Below are 18,866 nucleotides of genomic sequence, written 5' to 3' on the forward strand. Positions count from 1 at the left end.
CCCGGCCTCCGGTCCCGGTCTCGCGCCGCGCCGACGGCAGCGTTTTGCCTCGCGACCCCCTCGCGCCCGTATGACCCGGCGCCTGCTGCTCGGCTGTAGCGCGGTCGGGAGCGCGCTCGTCGAACACGCCCGCGACGAGCGCGGCGGGCGCGACGACCTGGTGGCGATCACCGACGACACCGGCTGGGTGTCGACGCTGCGCGACCGCAACGTCGCCACCGTCGAGGCCGACCCGACCGACCCCGGGACCTACCCCGACAGCGCAGCCGTCGTGCTGATCGCGAGCGACGACGCCGAGCGAAACGTCGCCGCCGCGCGGGCGGCCCGGGAGCGGTACCCTGAGGCGTTGATCGTCGCGCACCTCGGGACGGCGCCGACCGACGAGCAGCGGGCGGCGGTCGAGGCGGCCGCCGACCGCGTGGTCGACCCGGTCGAGGCGGTCGCCGACCGCGTCTTCGAGGCGGTCGGCCTCGACGACGGCCGCGGCGCCGCCGACGCGGAGTTCGCCCCCGCGGACGACGGCGGCGAGAAGCCCGCCCGACTGCTCGGGACGCTCCGTCGCCTCTCCGGGCCGCTGCTGGTCGTCGCGCACGACAACCCGGACCCGGACGCCATCGCGAGCGCGATCGGGCTGGCGCGGATCGCGGCGTCGATCGGCGTCGACGCGGACGCCTGCTACGGCGGCGAGATCGCCCATCAGGAGAACCGCGCGCTGGTGAACCTCCTCGACATCGGGCTGCGGTCGTTCGACGAGGTCGACCTCGACGCGTACGGCGGCGTCGCCCTGGTCGACCACTCTCGCGCGGGGATCAACGACAGCCTCCCGGAGGGCCATCCCGTCGACGTCGTGGTCGACCACCACCCGCCGCGGGGGCCGGTCGCGGGGTCGTTCGTCGACATCCGCCCCGAGATCGGCGCGACGAGCACGCTCATCTCCGAGTACCTCTCGCGGTACGGGATCGCGCCGGAGCGGGACCTCGCCACGGCGCTTCTGTACGGCATCCGGATCGACACGAAGGACTTCACGCGCGCGACCGCCACCGACGACTTCGAGGCGGCCGCCGCGCTGCTCGCGCACGCCGACGAGTCGACGCTCGAACGCGTCGAGAGCCCGAGCGTGAGCCCGGAGACGCTGCGCGTCCTCGCGGCCGCCATCGAGAACCGCGACGTCCGCGGGTCGGTGGCCGCCTCCTGCGTCGGCGAGATCTCCGACCGCGACGCGCTCTCGCAGGCGGCCGAGCGCCTCTTGGATCTGGAGGACGTGACGGTGACGTTCGTCTACGGCTACATGGACGGCGTGATCTACGGCTCCGCCCGCGCCCGCGGCGCCGACCTCGACGCCGGCGAACTCTTACGCGACGCGCTCGACCCCGTGGGCTCGGCCGGGGGGCACGCCTCGATGGCCGGCGCGCAGGTCCCGCTCGGCATCCTCTCGGAGGTCTCCGAGTCGGAGTCGCTGTCGGACGTCGTCGAGGCGTTCGTCGCCGGGCGGTTCTTCGAGGCGCTCGACGACGCGCCCGCCCAGCCGACCGGGCTCCCGCCGGAGTTCCCGACGGACTGAGGCCGGGGCGTGCGAACCGGTCACGCGGCGGCGTAAGACACTCCTCGCCGGCCGCCGATCCCCTCGCCGTCGCCGCCATGTCCGACGGCCTCTACGTCGAGCGCCCCCGGCTGTACGACGCGATCCAGTCCGAGTGGGACTACGACCGCGACGTCGCTTTCGTCCGCGACACGCTCGCCGACCGCGGGGTCGACCTCGGCGGCGTCGCCCCCAAGCGCCTGCTGGAGGTCGGCTGCGGCACCGGCGAGCACACCCGCCGGTTCGCGGCCCGCGGGCTCGACGTGACCGCGATAGACGTCCACGAGGGAATGCTGGACGTCGCACGCGAGAAGTGCGCCGGCGTGGACGCCGGCGTCGGCGACGACGACTTCGGTGACGGCGACGCCCCGGGATCGGTCGAGTTCTGCCTGACTGGCCTTCCGGACCCGGACCTGGCGGACTCGGCACCGTTCGACGCGGCCGTCGCGATCCGCGGCGTCGTGAACCACCTCGCGCCGAGGGATCTCGATCCCGCGCTGGCCGCGCTCCGCGACCGTCTGCGGCCGGGCGGCGTCCTCGTCTTCGACAACTCCCCGCTGCCGCCCGACGGGAATCGACCCGGACTGGACGTGGGCCGCGACGCCGAGGGCGCGATCGAGTACGTCCGCGTCGCGCACCACGTTGCGACCGGCGAGGGACGGCTCGACTGGCGGGCGGTGACGTTCACCCGCGACGGTGACGCGTTCACGGATCGACGGCGGATGACGCCGTTCGCCGACGACCGGATCGCCGACGCGCTCGCCGCGGCCGGGTTCGGCGACGTCGACGTCGCGGACGGGTACGGCCCCGGCGACGACCGGAGCGTGTTCGTCGCGGTGCGGTAGGGGTCCCGGCGTCGCGCGACGCGCCCTCGCTCTCCCGGCGGTCGTGCGGAAACCGCGCAACGGTCGCAACGTACATACGGCGCGCCGGCGAACCCACTCTCATGACCGACGACATCGTCGAACACCGTCGACTGATCATCGCCGGCACCGGTATCTCGGGGCTCTCGGCGGCGATCTACGCCGCGCGGTCGAACAACGAGCCGCTGCTCATCGAGGGCGACGAGCCGGGCGGCCAGCTCACGCTGACGACCGACGTGGAGAACTACCCCGGCTTCCCCGAGGGGGTCTCCGGGCCGGGCCTGATCAACGACATGAAAGAGCAGGCCGAGAAGTTCGGCGCCGAGGCCCGCAACGGCGTCATCGAGGACGTCTCGAAGGAGCCCGCGGGCCACTTCCGCGTCGCGCTCTCCGACGGCGACGTGTACACCGCCGACGCCGTCATCGCCGCCTCGGGCGCCAGCGCCCGGACGCTCGGCGTCCCGGGCGAAGAGGAGCTGATGGGGTACGGCCTCTCGACCTGTGCGACCTGCGACGGCGCGTTCTTCCGCGACGAGGACATGCTCGTCGTCGGCGGCGGCGACGCCGCGATGGAGGAGGCGAACTTCCTGACGAAGTTCGCGGACACCGTCTACGTCGCCCACCGCCGCGAGGAGTTCCGCGCCGAGGACGTGTGGATCGAGCGCACGATGGACGCCGTCGAGGACGGCGACATCGAGCTGCTCCTCAACACCGAGCTCACCGAGATCCACGGCACGCCAGAGGACGGGATCGATCACGTGACCCTCGTCGAGCACCCCGACGGTCACCCGAAGGAGAAGCTCGACGACCCCGCGACCGCCGACGAGGTCGACGAGTACGACTTCGACGTGGGCGCCGTCTTCTACGCCATCGGCCACACGCCGAACACCGACTTCCTGGAGGGGACCGGCATCGAGACCGACGACGACGGCTACCTGATAACCGAGGGCGGCCGCGGCGGCGGACAGACGCGTACGGGCGTCGAGGGCCTCTTCGGCGCGGGCGACGTGGTCGACTTCCACTACCAGCAGGCGGCCACCGCCAGCGGGATGGGCGTGAAGGCCGCGCTCGACGCCGACGAGTACCTCTCCGAGCGCGAGCGCGCCGGCGAGCTGTACGAGGCCGAGGTCGACGCCGCGGCCGCGGACGACTGAGCGGCGGTTCGTCGTTTCGGGCGCGTCCGGTTCGCCGCCCCGACGGCCCCGTCCGCACCCGTGAGGCGATCGGTGACGCAAACCTCTCTTTGCGTTATGCGTGGTACTATCCGCGGTGCCTCCGTCGTTCGAGACGAGATGAACAGACGCGGTCTGGCCGTCGTCGCCGCTGCGCTCGCGTTGTTCGTAACTGGTAGCGCCGTCGCCCTCGCCGGCCCCGTGTCGGGCGGGCCCGGCGGCCTCCTCGGCGGGGCGAGCGAGCCGCCGGCGCTGCTTCAGTTCGACACCGACGACGTCCGCTGTCCCGACGAGTTCGCGGCCAACGGTTCGACATCGGTGGCCGCCGGCCCAAGAAACACGGAAATAACGTACGCTCGAAACGTCTCGCTGCCGAGTTCCTCACACGCCGTCGGCGGCCCGACGTTCGAACGACTGAACGAGTCGGCCTACGTCCTCGACGTTCCGATCGAGGAGGTCGGGAACGCGTCGCGGTCGTGTTCGGGCGTCGTCCGCTACAACGGTACGATGCGGATCCCCGCGGGCGACGACCCCTGGACCCTGATCGTGAAACAGGACGGCGAGACGGTCACGACGCTGCGCGGCGACTCGGACTCCTCGCTCCTCGGCGGCTCGACGAGCGTGAGCGGAAGCGTTTCGGCCCCGGAACAGACGGACGAATCCGCGAACTCGTCCGGAGATTGATGTTCCACCGGCGTTGAACGAGTTCAAAGCCCAGCCGTTCGTTTATAAATAGCTGACCGTAGATCGACGGTGAACGACTTCAAGGCCCCAGCCGGGAGGCGGGCGCACGCTCGCTGTCGTTCGAAAGGCGCGGAGCGCCTTTCGTGATGACGAGAGAGCTTCGCTCTCTCGAACCACGCTCCTCGTCGCCCGTTTCACTCGCTCCTGCGGTGCTTGCATCGCCTGCGCCCGCCTCCCGGCTGCCCCTTTGAGTCCCACCCCGCACGGCACCGCAGCCTCACGCCTCCCCAGCCTCGTCGGCCGCCCTCCGCGTTGCTCCGGGCGGCCGACTCCCTCGCGCGTGCTCCTCGCGGCCGCCGGGGGCGGCCGCTCGCAGGCGCGCGCCACCGCGGTTCTATTTATAAATGGTCGTCGTGATCGCTCGCCTCACGACAGAATCTCCACCTCGTACCCCTCGGCTTCGAGCGCGTCGACGATGTCGGCGGCGTGTTCGGCGTCGTCGGTCTCCAGTTCGAGTTCGAGTTCGGCGGCGTTGACGGCCACGTCCCGCGAGGTGCGGTCGTGGTGGACCGCGTACACGTTCGCGCCGGTGCGCGCGACGATGCTGGAGACGCGCTCCAGTTCGCCGGGGCGGTCTTTTAAATCGATCGTGATCTTGAGGTACCGGCCCATCTGGACCAGCCCGCGGCGGATCACGGTGCCGAGGCGGTTGAGGTCGATGTTGCCGCCGCAGAGCGCGGCGACGACCGTCTCGCCGTCGTCGTACTCGAAGGCGTCGGAGAGGACGGCGGCGAGCGCGACCGCGCCCGCGCCCTCCACGAGCGTCTTCGCGCGTTCCAAGAGGAGCGTGAGCGCCAAGGCGATCTCGCGGTCGTCGACGGTGACGACCTCGTCGACGTACTCTTCCATCACTTCGAGGGTCTCCTCGCCGACCGACCGCGTCGCGATCCCGTCGGCGATCGTGTCGACGCTGTCGATCTCCGTGACTTCGCCGGCCTCCAGCGACTTCGCGGCCGAGGCGGCGCCCTCCGCCTGAACGCCGACGACGCGGACGTCGGGGAGCTGCTCTTTGATCGCGACCGCGACCCCCGATATCAGCCCGCCGCCGCCGATCGGGACGACGACGGTGTCGAGGTCGGGGCAGTCGTCGACGATCTCCAAGCCGAGCGTCCCCTGCCCCGCCATCACGACGGGATCGTCGAACGCGTGGACGTAGGTGCGACCCTCCTCGCGCTCCAGCCGGTGCGCGTACGCCTGCGCCTCGTCGTAGTCGACGCCCTCTAAGCGGACGCTCGCGCCGTACCCGCGGGTGGCCTTCACCTTCGAGACGGGCGCGAACTTCGGCATCACGACGGTGGCGTCGACGCCGGCGCGGCTCGCCGCCAGCGCCACGCCCTGCGCGTGGTTGCCGGCGCTCGCGGTGACGACGCCCGCCTCCCGCTCCGCCTCGGAGAGCGTCTCGATCCGGTTCATCGCGCCGCGGATCTTGAACGCGCCGGTGCGCTGGAAGTTCTCTAACTTGAGGTGGAGGTCGGCGCCGCTCATCTCGGAGAACGAGCGCGACCGCTCCAAGGGCGTGTGCCGGGCGACGCCCGAGACCCGCTCGCGCGCCTCGCGGATGTCGGCGAGTGTGAGCATGGAACCTCGTCGCCGCGCCGACCGCTAATCGGTTCCGGTCGGACCCGACCGGGGAGCGACGGCGAGCGGCCGCGGTCGTCGCGTCGCGGCCGCCGTGTCAGTCGGCGCGCCGATCCAAGTCGACGTCGCGCCGATCCGGGTCGACGGCCCGGCGGCTCGCGGTTGATAAGGGGGGAATGCACGCGTGTGACGTGCGAGTGAAACGAGGCGACGGGAATACAAAAAGGTGAGGCTACCAGAGCGAAAGTGAAAACGCACGACTGCGGCGCCGTCATCGCTCCGTCAGACGGGGTCTCGGGGGGTCAGCCGCACCCGCACGTCCCGCTCGGCGAGGACCGATCGCACCCGGTCGGCGAACGGGCCGGATCCGGGCCACGTCGCGTCCGCGTCGAGGCGGTCGGGGTCGCCGACGTACACCGCGGCGGTCTCGGGGTACTCGCTCGGGGCGTCGAGCGGGACGGGCTCGCGGACGTACAGCCCGCCGTCGACGTCCTCGTACGCGTCGAGCGCGTCGACCGCCTCCGTCCGGAGGAGCCGTCCCGCCGTCTCGCCGCCCGGCGCGAGCGTCGGGTACCGCCCCTCGACGAGGCGGAGGCCGTCGAGCGTCGCGGGGCCGACGAAGACGTACGAGTCGACGACCTCGGCGACCCGCTCCGGCTCGGTCAGCGTCCCGTACACGAAGACGTCCATGGGGGCCGTGGGTCGCTCGCGGGCTTCAACGTTCGGGCGCTCCCGGTCCGACGCGGTCGGCTGGAGGTGCGATCGCCCCTCGCGACGCCGAGTGCCGGCGACGCCGAGTGCCGGCGACGCCGAGTGCCGGCGACGCCGACCGGCTCCGGTATATCAATACCGCGGGCGACCGTCGGGAAGGTCACATGGACTTCCCGCGGCTGCGGCGCGTCTGGAAGCGCGTGTTCGCGCTCGCGTGGCCCGTCATGGCCGAGCAGACGTTCCGCACCGCGATGCGGACGACGGACATCCTCGTCACCGCGCTGTTCTCGCCGGCCGCGGTCGTCGCCATCGGCCTCGCGGACCTGTACGCCCGGTTCCCGCTGCGGATCGGGCTCGGCCTCGGCGGCGGCGCCATCGCGCTCTCCTCGCAGGACACCGGCGCCGGCGCCGCGGAGAACCGCGACGAGGCGGTGACGCAGGCGATCCTGCTCGGCGCGCTCGCGGGGGTCCCGTTCGTCCTCTTCGGGTTCCTCTTCGGCGAGCTCGCGATCGACGTGTTCGGCCGCATCGTCGGCGAGGAGACCGCGCCCGCGGTCGTCGACCTCGGCTCGACGTACCTCGCGGTCGTGTTCGCGACCGCCCCGGCCCGCCACGTCGCCTTGGTCGGCGCCCGCGCGCTCCAGGGGACCGGCGACACCCGGACGCCGATGTACGTCAACATCGCCGCCAACTCCGTCAACATCGCCGGCTCGGTCGTCCTCGGGCTCGGCCTGTTCGGCCTCCCGCGGCTGGAGGTCCTCGGCGTCGGCCTCGCGACCGCGGGCGCCAACGTGCTCACGGCCGGCCTGCTCTGCGTCGCCATCTGGGGGTCGTGGACCGACGCGGAGTTCGCGTGGCCGCGCGACCTCACGATCGCCAAACAGCTCCTCGTCGTGAGCGCCCCCCGCGTGCTGGAGGGGTTCGGCTCCGAGATCGCGGAGTTCCCCTTCAACGCGCTCCTCCTCGGCTTCGGCGAGACGGTCAACGCCGGCTTCCAGATCGGCCGCCGCGTCTACCAGCAGGTGACCGGGCCGCTCTCGCGCGGCTACAACGTCGCGGCGTCGATCCTCGTCGGGCAGGCGCTCGGCGAGGGCGACCCGGAGGCCGCGCGGTTCAACGGCTGGGCCGTTGCGAGCCTCGGCGTGCTCACGGTCGGCGCGATCGGGCTCGGACTCGTCGTCGCCGCGCCGCGGATCGTCCCGGTGTTCACCGACGACGCCCCGACGATCGCGTCCGCGGTCGATTTCGCGCGGGTGTACGGCGTCGCGGGCGCCGCGCTCGCCTGCTTCTCCGCGCTCTCCGGGTCGCTCCAGGGCGCCAGCGAGACGCGGATCCCCCTCGTCGCGCGCGTCTCGGGCATGTTCGGGCTCTTCTTAGGCCTCTCGTGGCTGCTCGGTCGCACCGCGGGGTTCGGTCCCGAAGGCGCGTACGTCGGTGTGTCCGCGGCGTACGCGTGGATGGCGCTCCTCGTCGCCGCCGGTTTCCGCTACACGGACTGGGCGAGCCGCGCCGCGGACATGATGGACGCGCGCGGGTCCGGGCCGGGCGCCGAGCCCGACGCCGCGTCCGGCGACGGCCCGCCCGCGGACGAGTAGCGGCAACTCGCCGCCGCCGGGGCCGTTCGGTCAGGGCTCGCCGCCGAGCGACTCCTGCTCGGAGCCCGGGTCGCCCCTGAGCCGTCGGCGGCGCTTGTCGTAGGCGGCCTCCAGCTTCGCGTTCGTCGCCCGCGAGACGAGGTAACAGTCGGCGTCGCCGTCGTCGCGGGGGTGCGCGCTCGCGACCCAGACGTGGCCGTCGCCGGCCGAGAGGTCGTCCGCCCAGCGCTCGGCGGCCGCGCGGCTCTCGAACGCGTGGCGAGACCCGTCCTCGAAGACGAGCCGTCCCACCTTCGCGTTCCGCTTGCGCGCGGACGGTTTGATCGCGACGACGACGCTCACACCCCGAGGTCGGACGCCATCAGGTAAAAACCTCGTCAGACGCCGCGGGCTCAGTCGTCGGCGACGGCGCCCGGCTCGGCGTCCGCGGCGCCCGCCTCCGCCGCGAGCAGGCGGTCGAGCCCGTCGACCATCCCGACGACGCTCGCGCGGGTGATGTCCGCGTCCGACGCGGAGACGCTCACGGAGCGGTCGCCCCGCGAGAGGTCGACCTCGACCGTGACGACCGCGTCGGTTCCCCCCGTGATCGCGTCGACGTGGTAGGAGTCGAGGTCGAACGCGACGCCGTCGTGATCGGCCGCTCCCTCCGCTCCGGAGTCGGACTCGTCGCCCGCGAGCGCCGCGCGGACCGCCTCCAGCCCGGCGTCGACCGGGCCGGCGCCGGTGCCGGAGGCGACGCGCTCGTCGTCGCCGACGCGGAGCCGGACCGAGGCGGTCGGGAGGTTGCCCCCGGAGGTCGCCGAGAGGTCGACGAGCTCGACGTGGCGCTCGCGCTCGCGGCCCCGCACGTCGTCGGCGATCGCGAGCAGGTCGGCGTCCGTGACGCGCTTGCCGCGCTCGCCGAGCTCCTTCACGCGGGCGACGACCTCGCGCAGCTCGTCGTCGTCGACCGCCACGTCGTGCTCGGCGAGCGCGGCCTTCACGCCGGCCCGGCCCGCGTGTTTGCCCAAGACGAGCCGGCGCTCCCGCCCGACCGTCTCCGGCGGGTACGGCTCGTACATCGTCCCGTCCTTGAGGGTCCCGTCGGTGTGGATGCCGGACTCGTGGGCGAAGGCGTTGGCGCCGCAGACGGCCTTGTTCGGCGGGAGCGCGACGCCGGTCGCCTCCGAGACGGTCCGGCAGAGCCGGTAGAGTCGCTCCAGCTCCACGGTATCGACGCCGTACGACTCGCCGAGCGCGATCGCGACCTCTTCGAGCGCGACGTTGCCCGCGCGCTCGCCGACGCCGAGGACGGTGCCGTGGACGGTGTCGGCGCCCGCCTTCAGCCCGGCGTGGACGTTCGCCAGGCCGAACCCGAGGTCGTCGTGGGTGTGGAGGCTCGTCGGGCCGAGGGCGGCGAGCCGGGAGACCACCTCGGCGGTGCGCTCGGGGTCGGCCGCACCGACGGTGTCGCAGTAGCAGATCCGGTCCGCGCCCGCGTCGAGGCCGGCGCCGAGCAGGCGGTCGAGGTAGTCGAGATCGGCGCGCGAGCCGTCCTCGCCGAGCACCTCTACCCACAGCCCGTGGTCTTTCGCGTACTCGACGAGTTCGACCGTCGTCTCGACGACCTCGTCGCGGGTCGACCCCACCTTCGTCTCGACGTGCTTGTCGGAGGCGGGGACGACGAGGTTCACGCCGTCGACGCCGCAGTCGAGCGCGTGGTCCACGTCCCGCTTAACCCCGCGGGCGAAGCTCGTCACGGTCGCGTCCAGTCCCTCGTCGGCGACGCGGCGGATCGCCTCGCGCTCGCCTTCCGAGGTGCACGCCGAGCCGGCCTCGATCAGGTGGACGCCGGCGGCGTCGAGCTCGCGGGCGACGTCGACCTTCTCGCCGGGCGTCAGGGAGACGCCGGGCATCTGTTCGCCGTCGCGCAGCGTGGTGTCTAACAGCTGTACCTCGTCGAGGTCGGTGAGTGTGGTTCGGGTCAAAAGATGGTCCGTCGGCTCTGCGGTGGTCTCGGGGTCGGTGCCGCCGCGGGGCGGTCGTGCCCCGTCGTCCTTATCGCCGGAGAATTTCGCGGCCAGCCGCCGTGAGGCGACTTCCTCTATCCTCCGAACGAACGCGTTCGTCTCGCGTCATTCGTACCCGTGCGGACTGTGTACACACGGATAAACTGTCGGGTCGCGTCAGGTTTGGCCGAGCGATCTTCGGCGTCGGCCCGCTTCGGCCGACGATCTCTCGCCCCGCCGACAGCGTTAGGGGACTCCCCTGCGACCGGCTCGCATGGAGCGAGTCGCGATCGACGACGTCGACGTCGTCACGAACCCGATGGACGTCCACGACCTCCGAAAGCCTGTCTCGCGCGCACTCGGTACCGACCACGTCGCGATGAACTACTTCGAGCTCGCGCCCGGGGACGGCTTCTCCGGCGGGCTCCACACCCACGGCGACCAGGAGGAGATATTCTACGTGCTCTCGGGTACCGCCACGTTCGAGGTCGGGCGCGACCGCGAGCGCGTCGAGGTCGGCCCCGACGAGGCGATCCGATTCGCGCCCGGCGAGTTCCAGTCCGGGTTCGTGGCCGAAGACGCCGACGAGGAGGTGGTCGCGTGGGCGATCGGCGCGCCGGGCGCGCACCACGACTGGGACCAGATCGAGTCGATCGTCGAGTGCCGCGACTGCGGCGGCGAGCGCGTCCACGACACGGAACTCACCGACGAGGGGCGATTCCGGTTCACCTGTACGGAGTGCGGCACGTCGTTCTCGCCGTGAGACTCGTTCGCGGCGTTCGAGACGACCACGCCGCGCCACCGCACCCGCCTCACCCCAGCAGCGACCGCAGCGACCGCCGCCGGGTGCCGCACTCGGCCGCGTAGTCGCAGGCGTCACACCGGTCGTCGTCGACGCGCGGCGGCGGGCCGTCGATCGACCGGGCCGCGCGGAGCGCCTTTCGATACGCCGCCTTCTTCCGGAGCGTCAGTCGCACCTCGCGGACCACTCCGACCGCGGGGTACTCGACCAGGGCGCGCTCGATCTCGCGTTCGCGCTCCCACGCCAGCGCCTTCGCGAGCCCGACCGCGCGGACCGCCTGCGGCTCCCACACGCCGTTTGCCGGCGGCTCGCCCGAGGAGACGAGGGTCGGAATCGGCGGCGGTGACGGCCCGGCATCGTCCGGTTCCTCTGTGCCCGCGGCCGGCTCCAACACCTTGTGAACGGTTCCATGGCAGTCCTTGCCCGAGAGGAATCCGCGCTCGGTCGCGGGGTCGACGAGGTCGCCGTACTCGTCGCGCTCGCGCAGTCGGGTCAGATTTCGGCGATAGTCGGTCGGCGACCGGTGGAGCGGAAGTTGCCGAAGGACCCGATCCGGCGCGTCGACCAGCTCGTCGTACCGGAACGCGAGGTCGATGCGCTCGCGCGCCTTCGGCGGGACGCTCCGCTCGTCGTCGCGCCGCACGTAGTAGAGCTGTCGGGGGCAGTACGCCGCGCGGGCCAGGTCGCTGAACGGGACGAGGGTCACGCGGCGGGCTGGCCGCGGCTTCATTTATAAACAAACGACGGCGGTGCGGCGGCGCGCGCCTCCGAGCGCCCAGCGGGCGCGAGGAGCGTCGCGCGAGGGAGTCGGCCGACCGCAGGGAGGCCGACGAGGCTGGGGAGGTGTGAGGTGCGGTCGCTGTGCGGTCGGGTGGGACTCAAAGGGGCAGCCGCGAGGACGACGGCGCGCGACGCAAGCACCGCAGGGAGCGAGTGAAACGAGCGACCGAGGAGCGCAGCGAGCGCACCGAGTCCTCGCGGCTGGGGCTTTGGAGGTGTTCGTCGCCGATCTGCTGTCAGCTGCTTATAGCCGAGCGGCTGGAGCTTTGGAGGTGTTCGTCGCCGATCAGCAAACAGCAGTTTATAAATGAGCCACCGGAGCTTCGGCGGCGTTCATCGGCGATCCACGATCAACTACTTATAAAGACACGTCTGTTTCGATGTCCTCGGTCGCCTCGCGGAGGCCGTCCTCGCGGGCGTCGCTCGCGAGCGACCCCTCGATGTCGGCGTCGGTGAGCAGGTCGCGGAACGCGTCGCGGAAGCGGTCGTTCGCCCGCGTGGAGGCGATGTCCGTCCGCGCGACGGCGGCGTACTTGGCAACTTCGTCCGGCTCGGCGTCCAGCTCCTCGGCGCACTCGACGATCGAGTTCCCGGCCGCGGTGAGCCGCTTCAGGTCGGCGTACTCGAAGGGCGGGTCGGCCTCGTCGCCTTCCCCGTCCGCCTTCACGTCCCGGTCCGACTCGCGGACGAGGTGGAGGTCGAGCCGCGCCTTGCGGACGGTCTCGGCGTCAATTTCGTCGCGATCGACGTCGCTGTCGCCGTCTGTGTCGGCCAGCCCGTCGCGGATCGCCGCCGCGATCGCCGCGTCGCCCTCGTCCGCGAACCGGCCGCGCGCCACTCGGACGTAGGCGTCGTCGCCGAGCGGCGTCGAGAAGCCGTCCCGCTCGCGCATCGCGGCGACGAGGTCGCGGACCGCGTCGTCGACCGCCTCGTCGTCGCGGTCGACGAGGGTCCCCCGCTCCGCCTCTTGGCGTTCGGTGACCGTCTCCGAGCCGGTGGCGTCGACGAACAGGTCGCGGAGGTCGGCGGTCTTCTCGTCCATGGGAGTCGATCTACGCGGGCGCGGTAGAAAAGGGTCGTGTCGACGCGGCGCCCCCACCGCCGGCGTTGCGACCTCACACCAGCCCGCCCACAGTAAACACTACGTAACAGCACGCCACCAGCGCGCCCGAGTGAAGCAAGGCCGCATATCGCCCCCGCGCGGCGGTGCCGGCGAACCACCCGGACGCCAGCACCGTCGCCTGCGTGACGACGTACAGCCGGAAGCGCTCTAACTCCGGATACACGCCCTCCGGCTCGGTCACCGCCTCCGAGGCGGCGGCGATCTCGGCGAGCCGCGCGGCGTCGACCACCTGCGTGTTCACGACCGCGACGACGCCGGCGACGAGGACCGCCGCGGCCCAGCCGACCGCGATGTACGGCTGCATCGACGAGCGGAGCGCGCGCTGCTCGCTGTACAGCCGGCCGACCTCGATCCGGAGCGTCTCGAAGACCGCGTCGGCGTCGCCCCCGGCGTCGAGCGCGCCCGTGACGAGCCCGAGCGTCCGCGCGGCCAGCGGCGTGTCGACGCGGTCGACGAACCGCTCGATGGCGGCCGCGCGGACGTCGACCGCGCCCGACTCCCCGGCGGAGCCGGACCCATCCTCGACCGCCCCCTCGGGCGCCGTCGTCGAGCGCAGCGCGAACGCGAGGTCGGTCACGTCGTCGTCGAGGACGCCGAGGTCGGCGTCGCGCGCGACGGCCGCCACCGCGGCTTCGAGCGGGCGCCCCTGCGCGACGTGGCCCGAGACGGCGTGGACGAAGTCGGCCAGCTCGCGGTCCTTCGCGTCGTCGATCCGGGTGCGCCGCGCGGCGACCAGCCCGACCGGCACCGCGAAGGCGGCGTAGCCGACGAGCGCGACGTTGACGAGCGTGTACTCCGCGAGCGCGAGCCAGGCCACGAGCGCGACGGCCGGCGCCGCGGCGACGACCGCCGTGCTCGCGGGGTTGCGCCCGGCGGTCGCGAGGACCGCCCGCGGGCCCGTCGGAAGCTCGTAGCTCGCGCGCTGGCTCGGCGGGCGGAGCGTGCCGACCGCGACCGCGGCCGCGAGCCCGAAGGCGACGAGGAACGCGACGGCGCCGTACAGCACCACCGCCCGCGTCGGCACCACGCCGACCGGCGTTGCGACCGGCGGGAGCAGCTCCGGGATCACGACCGACAGCGCGGTCGCGCCGATGACGAGCAGCGCCGGCAACACCAGCACGGCGACGAACAGCTCCGTCAGCAGTTCGAGGAACCGACGCGCGCGCTTCCGGGCGCGGTCCTGCCGGTGCGAGAGCATGCGGCGCTCGGTCGCGAGGAACTCCGAGAGCGCCTCGTCGCCGGCCGCGGCGCGCTTCCGGAACTTCAGGAGGAAGGGGGCGAGCAGCTCCCGCGAGGGCGTGTCCCGCGCCACGCGCCGGAGCCCCTCGTCGAGGCTGCCCGCGAGCCGGGCGGCGTTGAGCGCCTTCCGCAGCGAGGTGGCGGTGGCGCCGTACGCGTCGCCGTCGGCCGCCTTGCGGAGCATCGCCCGCGGCCCGTCGCTCCCCGAGGAGAGCAGGTCGAGGTACCGCACCGCCCCGGGGAGGGTGCGCTCGATGTCCGTCCGCCGCGTCGCGACCACCCAGCGGAGGCCGAGGCCGGCGACCGCCACCGTCGCGCGCTTCGCGAGGAGCGCGACCGCGAGGGCGACGAGCAGCGCGGCGTGACCCGTGCGGAGCGGCCCCACGGAGTCCGGCGTCGGCGCGGGCGCCGCGGTCGACCCGGCCGAGAGCAGCGCCGCGCCGAACCGCGCCTCGACCGCGGCCGCGACCGCCGGCGCGGCGCCCGCGGCGACGACCAGCGCGGGGAAGAAGGCGGCGGCCGCGACGACCCACGAGAGGCCGTACGCCCGCGCGAGGTACGTCTCGAACCCGGTGTCGAGCGCGGTGCCGCGGTACCGCTTCCGGTCGGCGTCGTGCCGCCGGTCGCTCGCGTGGCGCGCGAACAGCGCGTAGCAGACGCGGTCGACGACCGCCAGCCGGCCGCCCGCCGCGAGCGCGTCGTCCGCGGATCCGTCCTCGGCGTCACGGCTCCCGGCGACCGCCCCGGTCGTCCCTCGCCGGCTCACGGCCGCCCCCGGTCCGCGGGTTCGTCCCGGTCCCCGTCGCCGTCGCGGTCCGCGGTCCCGCGGTCCATCGTCCGGGCGGCGCGCTCGACCGTCGCCGCCTCGTCGGTTCGGAGGTCGGCGAGGAACTCGAACAGCGCCTCGGGGTCGTCGACGCCGTCGCGCACGAGGTACTCCACGTACCGCCGCTTCGACTCGAACTCGGCGGCGACCGCCTCGCGGTCGCGGTCGGTCCGGTTGGCGATCCGGTCGAAGACCCGGAACCGCGGGCCGGCGCCGCGTCCGCCGCCCGGAGCGTCGCTCGTCCCGGCCGCGCCCGCCCTCGAAACCCCCTCGTCCGCGTCGCCGCCCGGCGCGCCGGGGAACCGGAACTCCCCGTCGCCGTCGCGCCAGGCGACCGTGTTGAAGCGGACCGACTCGCCGCCGGCCTCGACGACGCCCGCGCCGCCGCGCTTCGGGTCGCCGGTCGGGCTCCGCGTCGCCTCCGGGTCGAGGCCGTCGTACGCGGCCTCGGAGAGGGGTTCGATCGCCCGGGAGACGTAGCGCTCGCCGTCGACCTGTCGGGGGAAGACGACGAGGTCGACCTCGCGCAGCAGCCGGGCGGGCAGCTCCCGCTCGCGCAGGCGGTTGGCGAGCGCCTCGACGTCCTCCGCGTGCGTCGTGCCGATCACGCCGTGACCCGTGTTCAGGCTCTCGGCGAAGGTCTCGAAGCTCTCGGGCGTGTTGATCTCGGCGATGACCTCCACGTCGGGATTGAGATAATTCGCCTCGGTCATCAGCTCCGCCATCCCTACCGACTTGTAGGCGTCCTCGTGGTCGCGGGTGGTGAGCGAGACGCCCGTCTCGTGGGGTAAGCGGACCTCTCGGGACCCCTCGTCGACGGATACGGGGCGGGCGTCGAAGGGGATGAAGGGGGCGTGGGCGTTGAGCAGCGTCGTCTTCCCGACGCCGGTCGGGCCCGCGAAGAGGACGACGCCGCGGTGTTCGTACAGGAGCCACAGCAGCGTCACCAGCTCCACCGACAGGGTGCCGCGCTCGACCAGGTCCACCGGGGTGAGCGCGTCCGCGCGCTGCTTCCGGATCGAGACGTGCGGGCCGCCCTCGGAGATGACGGGCAGCGCCACCGCACACCGGATGGTCTGGGGGACGCCGTCGAGTTCGAGGTTCACCTTCGCGGAGGGCGTCGAGGCGTTGAGTTCCGTCCCGTCGCGAGCGGCGATCCCCGTGACGACGTCGACGAACGTCGTTTCCTCGTCGAACGCGAGGTTCGTCGGGACGCGGGTGCCGGCCTCGGGGGCGTCGTCGGCGTCGAAGCCGTGTCCCCCGTCGGCGTCGAAGCCGTGTTGCCCGTCGGCGTCGAAGCCGCGCTCCCCGTCCGCCGCCCCCGCGAGCACCGAGGCGCGGGGGACGACCTTCACGCGCTCGCCGACGCGGTTCGCCTCCACGTCCTCCAGGTGGGGGTCGCGGATCGGCACCGTGAGGATCCCCTCGCCGACGAAGTCGCGCAGGACGTAGTAGGCGAGGTCGTCGAGGCGGTCGCGGGCGAACCGCGAGTCGACCGGCGGCGCGGCGAGCCCGCGGTCCGCGAGCGCGGCCCGCGCCCGGTGGAGCGCGGCGTCGAGCCACGCGCGGGTGTTGCGCGCCGTCAGCCGCCGCGAGAGGAACCGCCGGGCGCGGGCGGCGACGAACGACTCGCGGTCCTCGATCACGTCGCTCACTGTCGTCTCCCAGATCCGCGACTTGCACTCCTCGATGAGCTCCTCGTCGCCCGGGAGCAGGTCGGGCTCCAGCACGGCGTACTTCGTCTCGAACGCGTCGGAGCCGAGCAGCCGCTCGCGGTAGACGACCACCTCGATCCCGATGCCGGCGAACTCGACGGCGTACTGCGCGAGCCGCTCGGCGGCCACCCGCTCGACGTAGTCGGCGTCGGCGTCGATGCCGGTCTCCAGCGGCGCGAACGTCTCGGTGTGGACGACCAGCTCGCGGTCGTCGCCCACGTCGGCGACCTCGATCCGGTCGTCCAAGGCGACCGGCGTGAGCTCGCCGAGCAGCCGGAACTCCCGCAGCGCGTGGTAGTCGACCCGGCGGCGCGCGGCCGCGCTCGCGTCGACCAGCCGGTCGATCGCCGTCGCGTACTTCGGATCGAACCCCCGCTCGGCGCGCTCGACGACGCCGACCCGCGTGAGCGGGCGGCGGTGACGCACCGCGGAGAAGCGGTCGCGGACGCGGTCGAGCGCCGCCTCGTCGGCCGCCGACAGCGGCGGCTCGCGGACGTCGTAGCCGAACCGGCCGCCGTCGCGCTCGCGGACGGTCGCCACCACGCCGGGCGCCGCCTCGTACTGCGCCCGGACGTCCGGCGCGTACCACGCCTCCGGGTCGCCCGGCGGCACCGGTGCGGGGACCGCGCCGCCCGGATCGTCGTCGGGCTCGTCGACGATCCGGAGGGTCGCGCCGTCGCTCACGACGCCGTCCCCCGTGTCCGCCGAGTCGCCGCCGTCGGCTCTCGTCGCCGCGCGCTCGGCGCGTCCGTCAGCCGGATCGCACCTCTCGCGTTCGTCCGGCGCGTCGTCGTTCCCGAGCCGCCGCGCGCTGCGGTTCCGAGTACCCGCGTCATCGTTCGATCCGCGGGTGACCGATGCCGCCGTTTAACCGTTTCTTTCTATCATAGAACGTTCATTTCGGATCGCGAAAACGTTCTACGGCCGCACGTATTTCGCCGCTATGACGGACTCTACGGCCGACCCTGTGACGTTGACGATCGTTCATAACGATCGTGATGTGTGGAAACGCATTTATAATATCCCACGTAATTCGCGTTCCACGACTCAATGAGTAGCTCACTGTCGAGCGGCGTCCAGCGTGCCTTCCTGCGCTATCAGCACGTCTTCGTGTTCCTCGCTCCCGTCCTGTTCGTGGCGGGGGTGTACGCCTTCGCACCGACGCCGGCCGACGCCGGCGTCGAGTACTGGACCGAGTACTGGTGGCTGTTCATCGCGTTCGCCATCGGCGCCACCATCGTCAACACCGTCGGGATCAGCGGGTCGGCGCTGTTCGTGCCGTTCCTCATCTTCGTCTTCCCGCTCGTCGCGTATCCCCTGGAGCCGACGACGCTGGTGAAGATCGGGCTCATCAGCGAGTCGTTCGGCCTGTCGAGCTCGTCGCTCGCCTTCATCCAGTACGGGCTCGTCGACCGGCGGCTCTCGCTGTCGCTCGTGTTGGGGGGTATCCCCTTCGTGGTCGGCGGGGCGCTCCTCTCCTTCGTCATCCCCGAACCCCTGTTCCACGCGCTGTTGGGGATCGCGCTGCTCTCGGCGTCGTACCTGCTGTTCAAGGCCAACCTCGGCCACGACGAGCCGACCGGGGGCGGGGGCGGCGACGGGATCGCGACGGACGGCGGATCCTCACGGGGCCTCCCTGACGACGCGGACAAACTCGGGCCAGCGGGCGTCGAGACGGACGACTCCGGCACGGTGACTCGGGTCGACCGCGACGGCGACGACTACACGTACTCCCGGGGCGGCTACCTCGAACGGTTCCTCAACTACAGCGTCGGCGGGGTGTTCCAGGGGCTCGCCGGCTTCGGGATCGGCGAGCTCGGGATCATCTCGATGCTCCGCACGCAGGTCCCGGTCCGCGTCGCCATCGGCACGAACCACATCGTCGTCGCGACCACCGCCGTGCTCGCCTCCGTCGTCCACGTGTTCGGCGGCGGCCTGGTCGGCGGCCACTCTATCGACCTGGCGACGACGCCGTGGAACATGGTCGTCTGGACGGTCCCGGCGGCGACGCTCGGCGGCCAGATCGCGCCGTACGTCTCGACCGCGCTCGACACCGGGACGATCAAGGCGGGCGTGGGCGGGCTGTTCGCGGTCATCGCCGTCGCGCTGTTCGCGATGGCGGGCGGCGGGATCTGAGCCGCCGGGCTCGCT

The 18,866-nt window shown here is 72.6% G+C and carries 15 protein-coding genes; 7 read left to right on the plus strand and 8 right to left on the minus strand.

Features of this window, described 5'->3' with window-relative positions:
• Positions 1-70 precede the first annotated feature (70 nt).
• The 4 genes from CPZ01_RS05890 to CPZ01_RS05905 all read left to right on the plus strand — a co-directional run bounded on the left by CPZ01_RS05890 (position 71) and on the right by CPZ01_RS05905 (position 4,298).
• Positions 71-1,561 (plus strand): DHH family phosphoesterase, encoded by a 1,491-nt coding sequence (locus CPZ01_RS05890; RefSeq protein ID WP_096393873.1) that lies wholly within the window; start codon positions 71-73, stop codon positions 1,559-1,561.
• A gap of 77 nt (positions 1,562-1,638) precedes the next feature.
• On the plus strand, positions 1,639-2,424 hold the full coding sequence (locus CPZ01_RS05895) for a class I SAM-dependent methyltransferase (protein ID WP_096393874.1): 786 nt from the start codon (positions 1,639-1,641) through the stop codon (positions 2,422-2,424).
• A 101-nt stretch (positions 2,425-2,525) separates the two neighbouring features.
• On the plus strand, positions 2,526-3,596 hold the full coding sequence (locus CPZ01_RS05900; protein WP_096393875.1) for an NAD(P)/FAD-dependent oxidoreductase: 1,071 nt from the start codon (positions 2,526-2,528) through the stop codon (positions 3,594-3,596).
• A 138-nt stretch (positions 3,597-3,734) separates the two neighbouring features.
• On the plus strand, positions 3,735-4,298 hold the full coding sequence (locus tag CPZ01_RS05905) for a hypothetical protein (protein ID WP_096393876.1): 564 nt from the start codon (positions 3,735-3,737) through the stop codon (positions 4,296-4,298).
• Positions 4,299-4,724: 426 nt separating this feature from the next.
• Here CPZ01_RS05905 and ilvA read toward each other — a convergent pair whose 3' ends face one another.
• Both ilvA and CPZ01_RS05915 read right to left on the minus strand, forming a co-directional pair.
• Positions 4,725-5,936 carry a threonine ammonia-lyase gene (gene ilvA, locus CPZ01_RS05910; protein ID WP_096393877.1) on the minus strand — a complete coding sequence of 404 codons (1,212 nt, stop codon included), beginning with the start codon at positions 5,934-5,936 and terminating at the stop codon, positions 4,725-4,727.
• Between the two features lie 282 nt (positions 5,937-6,218).
• The gene (locus tag CPZ01_RS05915; RefSeq protein WP_096393878.1) at positions 6,219-6,626 is read right to left on the minus strand and encodes a gamma-glutamylcyclotransferase family protein; all 408 of its coding nucleotides are present in this window, start codon (positions 6,624-6,626) and stop codon (positions 6,219-6,221) included.
• Between the two features lie 185 nt (positions 6,627-6,811).
• On the opposite strand from CPZ01_RS05915, the gene CPZ01_RS05920 reads away from it, so the two are divergent.
• Positions 6,812-8,242, plus strand: coding sequence for an MATE family efflux transporter (locus CPZ01_RS05920; protein WP_096393879.1), 1,431 nt, complete (start codon positions 6,812-6,814; stop codon positions 8,240-8,242).
• Positions 8,243-8,272: 30 nt separating this feature from the next.
• Here CPZ01_RS05920 and CPZ01_RS05925 read toward each other — a convergent pair whose 3' ends face one another.
• The gene (locus CPZ01_RS05925) at positions 8,273-8,584 is read right to left on the minus strand and encodes a hypothetical protein (RefSeq protein ID WP_096393880.1); all 312 of its coding nucleotides are present in this window, start codon (positions 8,582-8,584) and stop codon (positions 8,273-8,275) included.
• Between the two features lie 50 nt (positions 8,585-8,634).
• Complete coding sequence (locus CPZ01_RS05930; protein ID WP_096393881.1) at positions 8,635-10,209, minus strand: alpha-isopropylmalate synthase regulatory domain-containing protein; 1,575 nt, start codon at positions 10,207-10,209, stop codon at positions 8,635-8,637.
• A gap of 295 nt (positions 10,210-10,504) precedes the next feature.
• Between CPZ01_RS05930 and CPZ01_RS05935 the strand changes: the two genes are divergently transcribed.
• The gene (locus CPZ01_RS05935) at positions 10,505-10,993 is read left to right on the plus strand and encodes a cupin domain-containing protein (RefSeq protein ID WP_096393882.1); all 489 of its coding nucleotides are present in this window, start codon (positions 10,505-10,507) and stop codon (positions 10,991-10,993) included.
• Positions 10,994-11,042: 49 nt separating this feature from the next.
• Here the strand turns inward: CPZ01_RS05935 and CPZ01_RS05940 are convergent, their stop codons facing one another.
• The 4 genes from CPZ01_RS05940 to CPZ01_RS05955 all read right to left on the minus strand — a co-directional run bounded on the left by CPZ01_RS05940 (position 11,043) and on the right by CPZ01_RS05955 (position 17,399).
• Positions 11,043-11,738, minus strand: a complete 696-nt coding sequence (locus CPZ01_RS05940; protein WP_096393883.1) for a CRISPR-associated protein Cas4 — start codon at positions 11,736-11,738, stop codon at positions 11,043-11,045.
• 432 nt (positions 11,739-12,170) lie between these two features.
• Entirely contained in the window at positions 12,171-12,854 is a 684-nt protein-coding gene (locus CPZ01_RS05945; protein ID WP_096393884.1) for a hypothetical protein, read from the minus strand.
• Positions 12,855-12,927: 73 nt separating this feature from the next.
• On the minus strand, positions 12,928-14,940 hold the full coding sequence (locus CPZ01_RS05950) for a type II secretion system F family protein (protein WP_096393885.1): 2,013 nt from the start codon (positions 14,938-14,940) through the stop codon (positions 12,928-12,930).
• Complete coding sequence (locus CPZ01_RS05955) at positions 14,937-17,399, minus strand: type II/IV secretion system ATPase subunit (RefSeq protein WP_096393886.1); 2,463 nt, start codon at positions 17,397-17,399, stop codon at positions 14,937-14,939. Before CPZ01_RS05955 ends, CPZ01_RS05950 begins: the two co-directional genes overlap by 4 nt.
• A 366-nt stretch (positions 17,400-17,765) precedes the next feature.
• Here CPZ01_RS05955 and CPZ01_RS05960 point away from each other — a divergent pair, with 366 nt between their 5' ends.
• A complete protein-coding gene (locus CPZ01_RS05960) occupies positions 17,766-18,851 on the plus strand; it encodes a sulfite exporter TauE/SafE family protein (RefSeq protein ID WP_096393887.1) in 1,086 nt (361 codons plus the stop codon).
• Positions 18,852-18,866: the final 15 nt, after the last annotated feature.

Origin of the sequence: Halorubrum trapanicum, from assembly GCF_002355655.1 — an archaeon.
Lineage (GTDB): Archaea > Halobacteriota > Halobacteria > Halobacteriales > Haloferacaceae > Halorubrum > Halorubrum trapanicum_A.

Bases quoted from the DNA above. Each gene is read 5' to 3' on its own strand.
- CPZ01_RS05890 (WP_096393873.1), top strand. From the start codon at position 71: ATGACCCGGCGCCTGCTGCTCGGCTGTAGCGCGGTCGGGAGCGCGCTC.
- CPZ01_RS05895 (WP_096393874.1), top strand. From the start codon at position 1,639: ATGTCCGACGGCCTCTACGTCGAGCGCCCCCGGCTGTACGACGCGATC.
- CPZ01_RS05900 (WP_096393875.1), top strand. From the start codon at position 2,526: ATGACCGACGACATCGTCGAACACCGTCGACTGATCATCGCCGGCACC.
- CPZ01_RS05905 (WP_096393876.1), top strand. From the start codon at position 3,735: ATGAACAGACGCGGTCTGGCCGTCGTCGCCGCTGCGCTCGCGTTGTTC.
- ilvA (WP_096393877.1), bottom strand. From the start codon at position 5,936: ATGCTCACACTCGCCGACATCCGCGAGGCGCGCGAGCGGGTCTCGGGC.
- CPZ01_RS05915 (WP_096393878.1), bottom strand. From the start codon at position 6,626: ATGGACGTCTTCGTGTACGGGACGCTGACCGAGCCGGAGCGGGTCGCC.
- CPZ01_RS05920 (WP_096393879.1), top strand. From the start codon at position 6,812: ATGGACTTCCCGCGGCTGCGGCGCGTCTGGAAGCGCGTGTTCGCGCTC.
- CPZ01_RS05935 (WP_096393882.1), top strand. From the start codon at position 10,505: ATGGAGCGAGTCGCGATCGACGACGTCGACGTCGTCACGAACCCGATG.
- CPZ01_RS05945 (WP_096393884.1), bottom strand. From the start codon at position 12,854: ATGGACGAGAAGACCGCCGACCTCCGCGACCTGTTCGTCGACGCCACC.
- CPZ01_RS05960 (WP_096393887.1), top strand. From the start codon at position 17,766: ATGAGTAGCTCACTGTCGAGCGGCGTCCAGCGTGCCTTCCTGCGCTAT.